General features: G+C 33.4%; 13 protein-coding genes. 4 read left to right on the forward strand and 9 right to left on the reverse strand.

The window, feature by feature from the left end:
* The first annotated feature begins 158 nt into the window (after window positions 1-158).
* Entirely contained in the window at window positions 159-992 is an 834-nt protein-coding gene (locus AC5LWL_RS11715) for a hypothetical protein (RefSeq protein ID WP_493434453.1), read from the forward strand.
* A gap of 369 nt (window positions 993-1,361) precedes the next feature.
* Here the strand turns inward: AC5LWL_RS11715 and AC5LWL_RS11720 are convergent, their stop codons facing one another.
* Window positions 1,362-1,604 carry a DNA alkylation repair protein gene (locus AC5LWL_RS11720; RefSeq protein WP_493434454.1) on the reverse strand — a complete coding sequence of 81 codons (243 nt, stop codon included), beginning with the start codon at window positions 1,602-1,604 and terminating at the stop codon, window positions 1,362-1,364.
* A gap of 548 nt (window positions 1,605-2,152) precedes the next feature.
* Between AC5LWL_RS11720 and AC5LWL_RS11725 the strand changes: the two genes are divergently transcribed.
* Window positions 2,153-2,971, forward strand: a complete 819-nt coding sequence (locus AC5LWL_RS11725) for a CAP domain-containing protein (protein WP_493434455.1) — start codon at window positions 2,153-2,155, stop codon at window positions 2,969-2,971.
* Window positions 2,972-3,375: 404 nt separating this feature from the next.
* A complete protein-coding gene (locus AC5LWL_RS11730; RefSeq protein WP_493434456.1) occupies window positions 3,376-3,879 on the forward strand; it encodes a GNAT family N-acetyltransferase in 504 nt (167 codons plus the stop codon).
* 83 nt (window positions 3,880-3,962) lie between these two features.
* On the opposite strand, the gene AC5LWL_RS11735 is transcribed toward AC5LWL_RS11730, so the two are convergent.
* From AC5LWL_RS11735 to uptA, 8 genes are all read right to left on the reverse strand, one after another.
* Window positions 3,963-4,385, reverse strand: coding sequence for an Hsp20/alpha crystallin family protein (locus AC5LWL_RS11735; protein ID WP_493434457.1), 423 nt, complete (start codon window positions 4,383-4,385; stop codon window positions 3,963-3,965).
* Window positions 4,386-4,432: 47 nt separating this feature from the next.
* Complete coding sequence (locus AC5LWL_RS11740; RefSeq protein WP_493434458.1) at window positions 4,433-4,918, reverse strand: Hsp20/alpha crystallin family protein; 486 nt, start codon at window positions 4,916-4,918, stop codon at window positions 4,433-4,435.
* Window positions 4,919-5,110: 192 nt separating this feature from the next.
* Window positions 5,111-6,172 (reverse strand): bifunctional transcriptional activator/DNA repair enzyme AdaA, encoded by a 1,062-nt coding sequence (locus AC5LWL_RS11745; RefSeq protein ID WP_493434459.1) that lies wholly within the window; start codon window positions 6,170-6,172, stop codon window positions 5,111-5,113.
* A 141-nt stretch (window positions 6,173-6,313) separates the two neighbouring features.
* Window positions 6,314-6,457 carry a hypothetical protein gene (locus AC5LWL_RS11750; RefSeq protein ID WP_493434460.1) on the reverse strand — a complete coding sequence of 48 codons (144 nt, stop codon included), beginning with the start codon at window positions 6,455-6,457 and terminating at the stop codon, window positions 6,314-6,316.
* A gap of 757 nt (window positions 6,458-7,214) precedes the next feature.
* Window positions 7,215-8,573 (reverse strand): MATE family efflux transporter, encoded by a 1,359-nt coding sequence (locus tag AC5LWL_RS11755; RefSeq protein ID WP_493434461.1) that lies wholly within the window; start codon window positions 8,571-8,573, stop codon window positions 7,215-7,217.
* Between the two features lie 99 nt (window positions 8,574-8,672).
* Window positions 8,673-9,779: a mechanosensitive ion channel family protein gene (locus tag AC5LWL_RS11760; protein WP_493434462.1), complete on the reverse strand. Its 1,107-nt coding sequence runs from the start codon at window positions 9,777-9,779 to the stop codon at window positions 8,673-8,675.
* Window positions 9,780-10,135: 356 nt separating this feature from the next.
* Window positions 10,136-10,693 (reverse strand): GNAT family N-acetyltransferase, encoded by a 558-nt coding sequence (locus AC5LWL_RS11765; RefSeq protein ID WP_493434463.1) that lies wholly within the window; start codon window positions 10,691-10,693, stop codon window positions 10,136-10,138.
* 356 nt (window positions 10,694-11,049) lie between these two features.
* A complete protein-coding gene (uptA, locus tag AC5LWL_RS11770; RefSeq protein ID WP_493434464.1) occupies window positions 11,050-11,637 on the reverse strand; it encodes an undecaprenyl phosphate transporter UptA in 588 nt (195 codons plus the stop codon).
* Between the two features lie 202 nt (window positions 11,638-11,839).
* Between uptA and AC5LWL_RS11775 the strand changes: the two genes are divergently transcribed.
* Complete coding sequence (locus AC5LWL_RS11775) at window positions 11,840-12,175, forward strand: DUF4870 domain-containing protein (RefSeq protein ID WP_493434465.1); 336 nt, start codon at window positions 11,840-11,842, stop codon at window positions 12,173-12,175.
* The last annotated feature ends 344 nt before the right edge of the window (window positions 12,176-12,519 follow it).

Raw genomic sequence — 12,519 nt, forward strand, 5'->3', positions numbered from 1 at the left:
AAATGGTCAGAGAAATCACTCGCGCTTGCTGGACTCACTGCAGATCACGTGGTTGTACCTCATTATAGAGTTGTTTTTACAGGCATCTCGCACAGATTTCTTTTTAACTAATCGATAGTATCATTTAACATGGCTGAGATAAAAGAAGGATGGTATAAATGTTAAAGAAGATACTACTGCTGCCTTTATGTTATTTTTTTATCGGCAGCGTAAATAATCATATAAATGCTGATAAAAAGAATGACGGTTATTCTCCTATTAGTTATGAGGTAGAACTATTGGAATGGACAACAGCGGATAAGATTATTCCGAAATACAGCAAGTTTTCCATTATAGATATCGAAACAGGCAAAGAATTTCATGTTCAAAGAAGAGCAGGAAGTCAACATGCTGATGTTCAACCTCTTAGTAAAGAGGATACAGCAATAATGAAAAAGATATATAGTGACAAATGGAGCTGGAAAAGAAGAGCGATATTGGTTATGGTTGATGATCAATGGATTGCGGCGTCTATGCATGGAATGCCCCATGGAGCAGGAGCTCTGAATAATAATTTTCCTGGTCATTTTTGTATTCACTTTCTTGGCAGTACGACCCATAAAACAGAAAAGATGGATCTTTCACATAAATTAATGATATATAAAGCAGCTGGGATATTGCCGGATTATCTGCAACATTTAGATCCTGACCAAGTGATTCAATCCTTTGTAGCTGGTTTAAAAGAACAAGATGAAGTTATCCTATCCCATCTTTCAACAGAAAGTATAAACTGGAAAAAAGAATTATCCTCACTAGAAAATATTAAATTGCTCCAGCTTAAAGAGGGTAAAGGCAATAATATGATGCATAGTAATACGATAGAGATGGAAGTTAAATGGCAGTTGTATAGAAAAAACGAAAAGCCATTTGAACAAAATAAAAACGTAACATTATTGCGTTGTTCTCCTCTTGAACCTTGGAAAGTAGTTGTATCTAAAAAGCTTTTGCAATAAGAAAATCGGAAGCGCCTTGTTCAGCCCCGAAGAAAAATGTTCTCCTGCCACAAAAAGTGTATTTTACTTTTAGGGGAAGGAGGCAATATTCCCAGGGGCTAGGAGCTGGCCGGCTAAATACACATAGACACATAACTGCGCAACGCAAAACGCAGCATCGATTGATTTGCCCCCACGGAAAGCGAAGTGTATGCAGGCTGCGGGTGATTACCACAAACCTTCCTTTTTACATGAATAAAAAACCCAAACAATGATACGAAAATATTTTTTACATCTTCGCATCATTGTTCAGGTTATCTTCGGCTGGAATACTTATGTCCCAGCTTCCTTCTTTCTTATAGTAGATTTTCTAACTATAGCAGTTTCAATCTATTTCATTTCTCCAAACTTTGCAAAAGTCCGTTCATCTTCCACTAATCCACAAGCAGCACATTGAATACGATATTCCGGACCATTATAGCTCATATGAAACGGAGATAAGTTATCGGAAGGATATTCTTCTATAATATTGCCCGTTTGCGGATCTAATTTTACTGATTGTACAACTTGTTGAATCATATTAAAACGGCTTCTATTTGTTTTGCAGTTGGGACAGCAATAAGGTGTACTCATACAATTACTCCATTCTGTTTAAATCATTTTTATTATTTTTCCTTTCTTTCTAAAATATATTCCCCTCATTTGAACTAATTTGTTATTACTGAAGAATAAAAGGTCGAAATGAATTAGTAAATAGTTATAAAAATCCTTTTTATCTATTTTTGTTTAGAATTAGAAAAAATTAGGGGTAAATTTTTTGTGTTTTTTTACATATAGCTGTTTATTTCGTCATTTTTATGTAATAAAAGTCATATAAGATCTTCTGAAAAAAACTGTCAATAGCTTTTTCTTTCTAAATGTTGGATTACTAATTAGGTACAATCCAAATATGGATAATATACCAATGGAAATAATAAGAAATTATTTTGGCTAAACATATTGATAAATCTAGTATTCTTTTAATTTCTGTAATTTTTCGTGATAACAATATCGTATTTTCTAATCTTTTGAGAGAATTTTCCTTAAAAATGACAAAAAACCATGTGTTATGATTTGTTTGTAAGACGGAGACAACAATCTAAAAAACTACTAAGTTCAACATCCAAGGAGGATTTTAATAGATGAAGAAAAGAAATATGATTTTATCAGCAGCAGCAGCAACAGCGTTATTAATGTCTAACCCAATGGTGAACAAAGCAGATGCTGCTTCCGTTCAGCCTAAAACAACGAATGCTAAAGTTATCATTCAATCTTATCAATTAAATCAAGATCAAATAAATACGCTTTTAAATAAATATACAGCATCAAACAATTCTATCGACATTAATAAACTTTTAGCAGAACTGCAAAAGACACAAAAAACACCTGTAAAGAATTCAACAGTCAACAAAACAGAAACACCAGTACAAAAACCAGCAGCAACAAACAAAACAGAAGCACCAGTACAAAAACCAGCAGCAACAAACAAAACAGAAGCACCAACACAAAAACCAGCAGCAACAAATAAAACAGAAGCACCAGCACAAAAGCCAGCAGCAACAAGCGAAGCAGCAGCTACATCTGTCAGTGCTTATGAAAAGCAAGTGGTTGAATTAACAAATAAAGAAAGAGCAAAAAATGGCTTAGCGGCTTTACAATTAGATACGGAATTAAGTAAGGTAGCAAGAGCAAAATCTCAAGATATGAGTACAAATAAGTATTTTGATCATAATAGCCCAACATACGGAAGTCCGTTTGATATGATGAAAAAATTCGGTATTTCTTATAAATCTGCCGGTGAAAATATTGCTCAAGGGCAAAAAACACCAGAAGAAGTAGTTCAGGCATGGATGAATAGTGAAGGACACAGAGCAAATATTCTAAGTAACAAGTTTACACATATTGGTGTAGGTTATGTGGAAAACGGGAACTATTGGACACAACAATTTATCGGTAAATAATAAATAGATAGAACCGGAATTTCACAGTCCAACTTTAAACTCTCTGGAAACCTAAAAGATCACTTGATCTTTTAGGTTTTTTTATGCTGTTTTCGAAAAGCTTGTTTTTCACAGAATTTCTGTTGGAAGAAGTTCTTAGCAGCCTGTGTTTCAAAAGCAACAACCCATATGAAAATATCCTTTCCTACTAACAAAAATATTTGAAGTATTTGAATAGAACGAATGGTTTTTACGAAAATTTATTTATATATTTTTTAACCTGCCCATCATAAGTCAAAATATTGGTTTTTTATATAAGAAATATATATAATAGTTTTTTCTCCTTTCTTAAAGTATAAAAAAATATTCATACTTTAAAAGAGAAAGGGAAAATTAAAAGAAATATTGTTATAGGAGAATTTATCGTGAAAATTAGACAAGGGAAAATAAAAGATTTACCAGTTATTATGAATTTTGTGAAAAAAAATGTGGCTATTATGCATGAAGAAGGAAATGATCAATGGTCCAGCTACTATCCTCATGAAGAGGATTTTAAAAACGATATTATAAACAACAACTTGTTTGTTGCGGTTATAGATGACATACCCGTAGGAGCAGTAACAATAGATAGGAAATTTGATGAAAATTATCATAAAGTCAATTGGACTTATCCGGAAAAAAACTTTTTTGTTATTCATCGATTAGCAGTAGATCCAGAAATAAGAGGAGGAGGAATTGCAAGTGAACTTCTTTCATTTGCAGAGGTGTACGCGATCGAACATGACACTTTTTATTTAAAAACAGATACGTACTCATTAAATGACAAGGCACAAAACTTGTTTGTGAAAAATGGTTATAATAAAGTAGGAGCAACTTATTTTGAAGGAAAAGAAAAGCCGTTTTTTTGCTATGATAAATCATTTTTATAGAGAAAACTAAGTTTTTACTGAAAAATATACATCATTACCCTTTCGATTTAGAAAGGGAATGATCCTTTTTAACAGTTGCTTTGTTAGTGGATAGGAAAATGTATAGTAAGAAGCCCGTTTGTAAAATGGGTTTTCCTATCCTTTTCTATTATTGGAAAAGGGATGAATATTTTTTTTAGAAAATGTCGATTTTGTCTTTCTTTCAAATAATAAGCACAATTTTCTTGAAGTGAAGCATATTCGCCGCTTATGATTAAAGTGTTACCATCTTCCATTTTGATGGATACATTGTTCATATCTATTCCCGGAAGCTCTACTTCAATGAAAAGTTTATTGTTTTTTACATAAGAATCACATGCAGGAAAACGATTATTGCTTGTGATGGATGCGTGATCAGCTAAATTTAACTGTGTCAATCCTTGATGCTGAAATAACTTTTCCCAGTAATTTTGATTGGAATACTGTTCGGAAAATTCATAGATTTTCTTTAAATTCTCAAAACTCATCTTTATCTTCCTCCAAAAAAATCTCAAATTAGACAAAAGATAATTCTTCAATTAATTTCAGACACATCTATTTCTGAATATTGTACCTCATTATTTTTTTGCATTTTTATTTCTAAGATATGGTCTTTATAGTTAGCGGTCGACCCTTTTTTTCTAACTGTTGTTGGAAGAGAAATAGTATGTTTATCTTCTTGGTTAGGAATATGTTCAATGATGACCTGATAAGACGTGAAATAAATTTTTATTGTTTTCAGCCATTCTTCTTCTATTATGGGAATGCGTATATAACAATGGTGATGTGTTTCAAATACCATATAATCTAATTTTTTCTTGTGTTCTGTTGGATTCATTTGTCCAGGATTTTTCATTTGAGACATGTTTTTGACCATATCTTGAGGGTCCATCTTTTGCAAGGAATCTGGCATTAATTTGTCCATCATCTCTTGTACATAGTGTTGTATATCTCCAGGTTTCATCGTATTCAGTTTTGATTTTGTATCTTTATTAAAAGGGAATAAATTCCATGGGAACATTGGAAATTCATCCTTTCCGTTTCAATTGCGAAGTATTATTTTTCGTTCTTTCTATCCTATTCATAAGAGCCTAAACCGTGTTGATCTTTTTGTGTTTCTTCTGAAATAAACTGCCAATCCCCATAGAATTTGGTGAAATGGCAATCTAAGTAGGTAATTTAGATCAAATCTATATAGACTAATAGAGTTTTTTTAATTAAGGTTTTCGCTATGTAGGAAGTTTTCAAGATCTAACAAATATTTTTTTCTTGTCACACCTCCACCATATCCTCCTAAATCCCCGTTTGATTTAATAACTCTATGACAAGGGATTAAGATGGAAATTTGATTGGCGCCATTTGCGTTACCTACCGCTCTAACATATTTTAAATCCCCTAAATTATTAGCGATAGTTTGATAGGTACTCACTTGTCCCAGCGGAATTTTTTTCAATTCATTCCAAACCTTTTTTTGAAATTCTGTGCCATCCAGAAAAAGAGGAACTGAAAATGAATCTAGTTTATTGGAGAAATACAGATTCAGTTCATATGCTAATTTCTCATTAATTGGGGTCTGTCCAGAAATTACACGAGCGTTATGTTTTTTTCTAATTTTTTCAATTTCTCTTTCAAGTCCTCTTCTGTCGATAAATTCTAAAAGAAACAAGTATTTTTCTGTAGATAAACTTATCATTCTACCTATAGGAGTTGCTATTATGTTTGCATATAATAGCAAAATATTAGCTTTTTGAGGAGAATTCCCCATGATTTTTGTGAAGGCATCAGTAAAAGCGCTTGCTGACTCGTACCCAGTTGCCAATTGTTGATCAATTACTTTTTTTCCTTTCAAAATTTCTTTAAAGGCGATTCCCATTCTCCTTGATCTTGCGTATTGAACAAATGTCATTCCATAAACTTCTTTAAAGCGCCTTCGAGCGGTTGCAGAATGAATTCCTAGTTCTTTAAAGTCGGATTCTTTCCATCTTTTTGCAGGATCTTTTTCTACTGCTGCAACAAGAGTCGCAATTTCTTCAGGAATCTCATTAGGATAATGTAGAGGATTACAACGTTTACACGGTCTATATCCAGACAAAAGTGCTTCCTGAGCTGTTAAAAAAAATTCGCAATTCACAAATTTAGGTTTTTTAGCTTTACATGTTGAGTGGCAAAAAATTCCTGTTGTTTTTATTCCTGCAAAAAATGTACCTTCATATTCAGGATTCTTATCTATCAAAGCCTGATAAAATTCTTTTTGTTGTTGTTCTGAAATAATCATTTCTATGTTCAGATCTCCTTCTGCTAGTATATAAAGTAATAAAACTCTGAAAATTATTTTTGGTAAATAGCTATGCAAACCAGATGAAGTATTTTTTTTAGTTTACATAAATGGACGGACTATAACTAATTTTTGAAACTCCTAAATAGAGGACCTTCCATTATTATTATGAATAATCCTCTTAGTAGGAACTCTTATTGTTACCGCTATTTCTTGAATCAATTGAGGATTTTTCAACCCAGTTTTCTTATGTAGACGGACGAATTTCTCTTTTATTTTAATCATATTGATTCCTCCTTTCATAGTAATATGGGACCATTATAATACATAAACAAACGTGTAGCTTTCGAAAAATGAACAATAAATTTTTTGCTTCTAGAGAAGGGGAAATCAAGGAGAAAAAAGAGGATGAGACATAACTAAATAGATAATAGGTAAAGACGAACATTCTCTAACAAATTCGTTTGCAAGTCTTAATATTACTCGGCTTAAGAACAATAAAATACCTGTTTTAGAATAAGTTCTTGTCTTCGAATTTCATGACAAGGTATGATGACTAAATACTAGTAGCGTGGATTTTTTATGTTTATTATTCAACGTTGTTTTCCTAAAATTTGCATTTTTAGTCTATTTCTATAAGATGGATGTTTTCACTAGTTCAACGACAGCAACTAATGAATCAAACGGCTTGATTGAAGCGGATATGTGAGACTCCTGTGGGATTAGCGGGTTAGATGAGACCCAGTAGGCGCAAGCGAGGCCACTGAAAAACTGATTGTTTTTGAAAAAATATTGAATCATTGTCTATAAACAGCTGATAAATATCTTTGAAATTCTATATATAGTAGGTGAGTCGCATCGCACGCCTCACGGAAAGCGAAGTGTATGCAGGCTGCGGGTAATTACCACAAACCTTCTTTTTTACATAATAAAAACCCAAACCATGATACGAAATATTTTTTACCTCTCTTCGTATTATGGTTCGGGTTTATCTTCGGATGGAATACTTATGTCCCAGCTTCTTTCAAGTTATATTAATGTGTCAAATCATTTTTAAGACAAATCGTTTTTTTTCTATATAATACAATCTGCTTGCAAGAAAGGCAGCACCTGTTGCAAGGCCAGCTATAAGTCCTATCCAATAACCATATGGACCTAGGTTTGAATGATGAGCAAGCCAATAGCCTAATGGCAGACCAATGATCCAATAGGATATGAAGCTCATTATGAGAGTACTGTTTACATCCTTATATCCTCGTAATGCCCCTTGAATAGGCGCTTGGATAGCATCAGAAAGTTGAAAGAATATGGCATAGATAAGAAAATGAGCGGTTAATTGCAGCACTTCTTTATCATTTGTATAAATACTGGCAATCTCTGTTCGAAATGTGAATAAAATAATGCCGCTAATAAAGGCAATAACAACAGCTATACTGACTCCCATCCAACTATAAATTTTGGCATCTCGTAAACGATTTCCACCTACTTCAAATCCGACAAGAATAGTAAGAGCAGTTGAAATACTAAGTGGAATCATATAAAGAAGGGAAGCGAAATTAATAGCAGATTGATGGGCAGCGATGGTAATTGTATTATAATTGCTCATCAAAATTGTAACAGCACTGAAAATACTTGTTTCGAAAAAAATTGAGAAACCAATTGGAATACCAATTGTTAATATTTCTTTCCATTTTGTCCAAGACAATGGCTGCAGTTTTTTTAATAGGTTAAAGGAAGCGAATGGCTGCTGGTGATGGATAATATGCAATGCTATCAATAGCATAATCCAATACGTAATACTTGTTGCAATACCTGTTCCAACGCCTCCGAGTTCAGGGAAAATCCATATACCATTTATAAATAGATAATTCAATGCAACATTGATTGGAATAGCAGACAACGTAATAAACATGGTGACTTGTGTTTGCCCAAGGGCGTCGATAAAGGAACGAAGCGCAAAATACAAAAAGATAGGAATGATCCCGAAGCTTAATGCAAATAAATAATGAAAGGCAATTTGTTGTACGTCTTTCTCTAAGCCCATCCTATTTAATATAGGATCCAAAGTAAAGTAACCAATAATAATAAGCAAAATCCCCATTCCAACTGCTAAATAAGCAGCTTGTACAACAGAGAAACGAACGTTTTCTTCTTCCTTCTTTCCAATTAGCTGGGAAACGATAGGAGGGATTGCTAACAAGATGCCAGTTAAACCTGTATAAATAGGCGTCCATAAGGAGCTTCCTACCGCAACGCCAGCAAGATCGATTGGGCTGTAATGACCGGCCATAATCGTATCCACAAAAGTTAATCCAAACATGCCGACCTGCGTAACTAGAACCGGTAATAAAATGATAAATAATTGCTGTAATTTTTGTTTTGTTGTATGCGTTTTCTTCATTTTAATGTCCTCTTTCTATTCGGTAACGAACGTATTATATCATATATTCGAAAAGAAAGAGGAGTATTTTTGATTTGCATGGCTTAGATGAGCAAGTAATTATCCATGGGAGTACATGGACTGATTTTCTTGTTTTGTCGAAATTTCATGATCTTGCTTTATAACAACAGTACCTTGTGGAATGGAAAAATCGATTCCTTCTGTTTGCAATATCTCCATCATTTTATAGTTAATATCTTCCTTCGTTGTTAGATATTCTGAAAATGTCGTAATTTTAGTAAAGTAGTAGATATAGATATCAAAACTATTCTCACTAAACCGCTCAAAAGCAACTAAGATTGTTTCAGGATGAACATCTGGATGGGAGTGCAACAAAGTTTTGATACACTCCACAACCTTTTGCAGTTTTTCTTTTGTCGTTTGTTGTGTAATCGTTAAATAGAAGGAAACTTGTCTTTTTCCCATCTTTGACCAGTTTATAATGGGTTCATTTGCGAGAGTAGAATTTGGTACAGTAACAAGAGCTTGTGCAAATGTCCGAATTCTTGTGCTTCTAAAGGTGATATCCTCCACCGTTCCTTCAACACTCGGCGTCTTTATCCAATCACCAATTGTAAATGGTTTTTCCGTAACAAGAACTATCCCGCCAAATAAATTACTAACTGTTTCCTTTGCTGCTAATGCGAAAGCAAGCCCACCAAGACCGAGCCCTGCGATAAAACCGTTTATATTAAATCCCCATTCTTGTGCAATAATGCTAAATCCTAACATCAAAACAAGCGTTTTAAATAATTTTGTCACAAAGGGAATAATCATTTTATCTACACTTATATCTAATTTAGTCATCAACTTAGGAAATAGGAGGGTGATAATACTGCTTAAATTAAACAACCCCCATGTAATAACGGCAATAAAGCTGGAACGGACTACTTGATTTTCCCATGAAGAGGAAATGATTTCGTACGGAAAAAATTTAAATGCCAATTGCAAGCCGATAACAATAAATACACAGTGAACTGGTTTTTCAATAGCGGTAAAAGTAGTGCTGATGGTTGTTATTTTTTTCTTTTGTGCATAAGAATATAATAATTTAAAGAAATAAGCAGTAAACCACTTTCTGAACAGCAAGCAGCTTAAAAAGAGGAAAAAGGAGAGGCAAAGGCTTGCCCAATCATGATTATGTAAATATTCAATCAAAAAAATCATTCCTTCTTATAGAATAGTTGTCCTCTTATATATATTTTCAAACAAAGGAAGTATGACTTTCTTGTAAAAAATCCTATGACGGCAATGTTAAATAAAAAAAGATTTGCAAATACGTTTAGGATAACGCAGTGCAAATCTTTTTAAGATAGAATCCCATGCTAATAAATTCGCAATATAGCGCATGAAATAAAGCGGTACTCATAAGTTTTTTTTCGAAGGTGAAGCAGGAGCAGTCAGAGCGAGACAGGCGACACCACATAGGAATTTACTCTGATCAAGTAACCTCACACGAAGCGAAGTGTATTCCGGCTACGGACTGATTGAGAGAGTTTTTTTTCATGCTAACTTTCTATTTCTTAAGCCTCTAATCGGTCTATTGTGATATCAACGCTTTGGGATCGCATAGTATGAAGGGTATATAAATCTTTTGATATTTCATATAAATGATAATTTATACCCGGTGAATTTAATTTTTCTAATAAAGCTTTTCTTGTTTCATTAGCAGAAACAACATACGGCAATTTTTCCGCTGCTTTTTGGGATCGAATATTATGATCTTTAATTCTCATTAAGACTGATTCTATCTGGAGCAGATAAAAAATCTCTGAAAAAAATTGTTCTTTTGCTTGTTTATTATAGCCTTTTCCATGATAAGGCTTACCTAGCCAAGTTCCTAAAAAACCGATATTTTCATTAATATCATATAAGTTAATGGTGCCGATTGGATTTTGCCATTCGTCAAGAATGGTGCGAGAAATTAATTCACCTTTTTCTTCTGCTTCAATCGTTTGTTTTGTTAAAAAAAGATATTCTTCATAAGAATTAGCTTTTTGACGAACATATGGAAACACATCTGGATGCGTCATTAATTCATATAATAGTTGACATTCTTCAAGATCCCGTTTTTTTAGCATAAAAAACCCTCCATTTCCGACTAATGAGGGCAGTTTTTCTTTAACACAAAAAGGAAAGTCCACCCTCGAAATTTTTTATATCGTTCTAAAAAATTTCGGGGTGGGAATCGAACCCACTAGAACCATTGAGGTGGCGCACCATTTGCCTTCCCATATTAAATTTCGCACAGAACAGGCAGCACCATTCCTATTCTTCATAAGAAGTATACTACCTGTTGAACAGGAGTTGAATTTTATCAACAACTGCTAATTATGTTATTTTATAATAGTAATTAACTATCTTTATATTACAAAATTTTGTTTGAAATGAAAATAGGTTTTTATTAATTTTTTGTAAAATATTTGTTTGATTTTCTTTATTTCTTTTTGCGGAATTGAAACAAAAAATAAAGAACAATTGCAACGGCAGCAATGACGATAATTGGTGTTAAATATGGTTTGGCAAATGTTTCGATATTATCCCAGTGATCTCCAAGCTTTATTCCTAGCAATAAAAAGAGAACAGACCAAGGAATAATGGCAGCAGTGGTGTATAGAAGAAACTGGCTAACTGGCATTCTAGCAATACCTGCCGGGATGCTGATGGCATGTCTAACTACAGGAATAAACCTTGCTAAAAAGATCATGCCCGTTCCATATTTTAAGAACCAAGCTTCTGAAGCATCCACATGTTCTTTTTTGATAAATATGTATTTTCCATAGCGGTCAATAAATGGTCGTCCACCATAATAGCCGATCCAATAAATAAAAAGCTGTGCTAAAGTACCACCAATAACTCCAGCTATTAAAGCACCTGCAAAATTAATCTCTCCTAAATGAATTAGATAGCCTCCATAGCTTAAAACGATCTCACTTGGAATAATTTCAATCATCAAACCAAGGGCAATGCCAAAATAGCCTAGTGAAGATAAAAACTCAAAAATAGTTGCAACAAGTTCACTCAAAATAATCTCTCCCGTTTATTTTTCCAACATCATTTGTCCTATTTAAGATGTCATTATTAGTATACATGACGTTTCTGTAAGAAAGAAATATTTCTTATGAGATGAAACATTTTCTAAATCAATCCGTATAGATAAACAAGATTTAATTATTTGTCCTAATAATAAACACAACCGCTACTAACTAAAATATTGGAGGATTACAATGGATTATTCAAAAAATGTAAGCAATGATGAAAAATTATTTGCAATGCTTATTTATGTCACTAGTTTTTTTACCGCAATAGTTGGACCATTAATTATTTGGATGTTAAAAAGAGATTCAGCATTTGTAGATGCACACGGAAAAGAATATTTTAATTTCATGATTTCTTATACCATTTATCTTGTAATAAGCGGAATATTAGCAATTATTCTTATAGGGGTTCTTACAGGTGCTGTAGCTGGATTGCTGATGTTTATCTTTACGATTATCGCAGCTATCAAAGCATATGATGGAAAAGAATACCGCATTCCATTTGTATTTCGTTTTATTAAATAAGATATTAGTACGTTTGGAATATGTGCTTTGAGAAGAAATAAAGGCTCGCATCCTCCAAAGATAATCAGCATTGCCACAGGCTTCAAATGATGCGAGGAATCAACGTTGCCACAGAACATGGAGTATTTATTCAATTTTTAAATGCTCCTATTTTCAAGGTAGACATTCAGACATTCATGCAAACCAAACTTTGCAACATGTCACATGGAAAGAAGCAGTATCCCTAAGTTTTTGTTAGTTGAAGCAGGGAGCAGTCAGAATACACGAAGACTCCTATGGGAATTGCGAGACAGGTGAGACCCCGCAGGAGTTTACGAGGCCACTGAAAAAGTCCTTTTTTTTAC

It is taken from the genome of Niallia sp. WK069_GA_01, assembly GCF_983173855.1.

What these genes read in the sequence shown, in the direction of transcription:
- AC5LWL_RS11715 (WP_493434453.1), top strand. Translation starts at nt 159, where the DNA reads ATGTTAAAGAAGATACTACTGCTGCCTTTATGTTATTTTTTTATCGGC.
- AC5LWL_RS11720 (WP_493434454.1), bottom strand. Translation starts at nt 1,604, where the DNA reads ATGAGTACACCTTATTGCTGTCCCAACTGCAAAACAAATAGAAGCCGT.
- AC5LWL_RS11725 (WP_493434455.1), top strand. Translation starts at nt 2,153, where the DNA reads ATGAAGAAAAGAAATATGATTTTATCAGCAGCAGCAGCAACAGCGTTA.
- AC5LWL_RS11735 (WP_493434457.1), bottom strand. Translation starts at nt 4,385, where the DNA reads ATGAGTTTTGAGAATTTAAAGAAAATCTATGAATTTTCCGAACAGTAT.
- AC5LWL_RS11740 (WP_493434458.1), bottom strand. Translation starts at nt 4,918, where the DNA reads ATGTTCCCATGGAATTTATTCCCTTTTAATAAAGATACAAAATCAAAA.
- AC5LWL_RS11745 (WP_493434459.1), bottom strand. Translation starts at nt 6,172, where the DNA reads ATGATTATTTCAGAACAACAACAAAAAGAATTTTATCAGGCTTTGATA.
- AC5LWL_RS11750 (WP_493434460.1), bottom strand. Translation starts at nt 6,457, where the DNA reads ATGATTAAAATAAAAGAGAAATTCGTCCGTCTACATAAGAAAACTGGG.
- AC5LWL_RS11755 (WP_493434461.1), bottom strand. Translation starts at nt 8,573, where the DNA reads ATGAAGAAAACGCATACAACAAAACAAAAATTACAGCAATTATTTATC.
- AC5LWL_RS11760 (WP_493434462.1), bottom strand. Translation starts at nt 9,779, where the DNA reads ATGATTTTTTTGATTGAATATTTACATAATCATGATTGGGCAAGCCTT.
- AC5LWL_RS11765 (WP_493434463.1), bottom strand. Translation starts at nt 10,693, where the DNA reads ATGCTAAAAAAACGGGATCTTGAAGAATGTCAACTATTATATGAATTA.
- AC5LWL_RS11775 (WP_493434465.1), top strand. Translation starts at nt 11,840, where the DNA reads ATGGATTATTCAAAAAATGTAAGCAATGATGAAAAATTATTTGCAATG.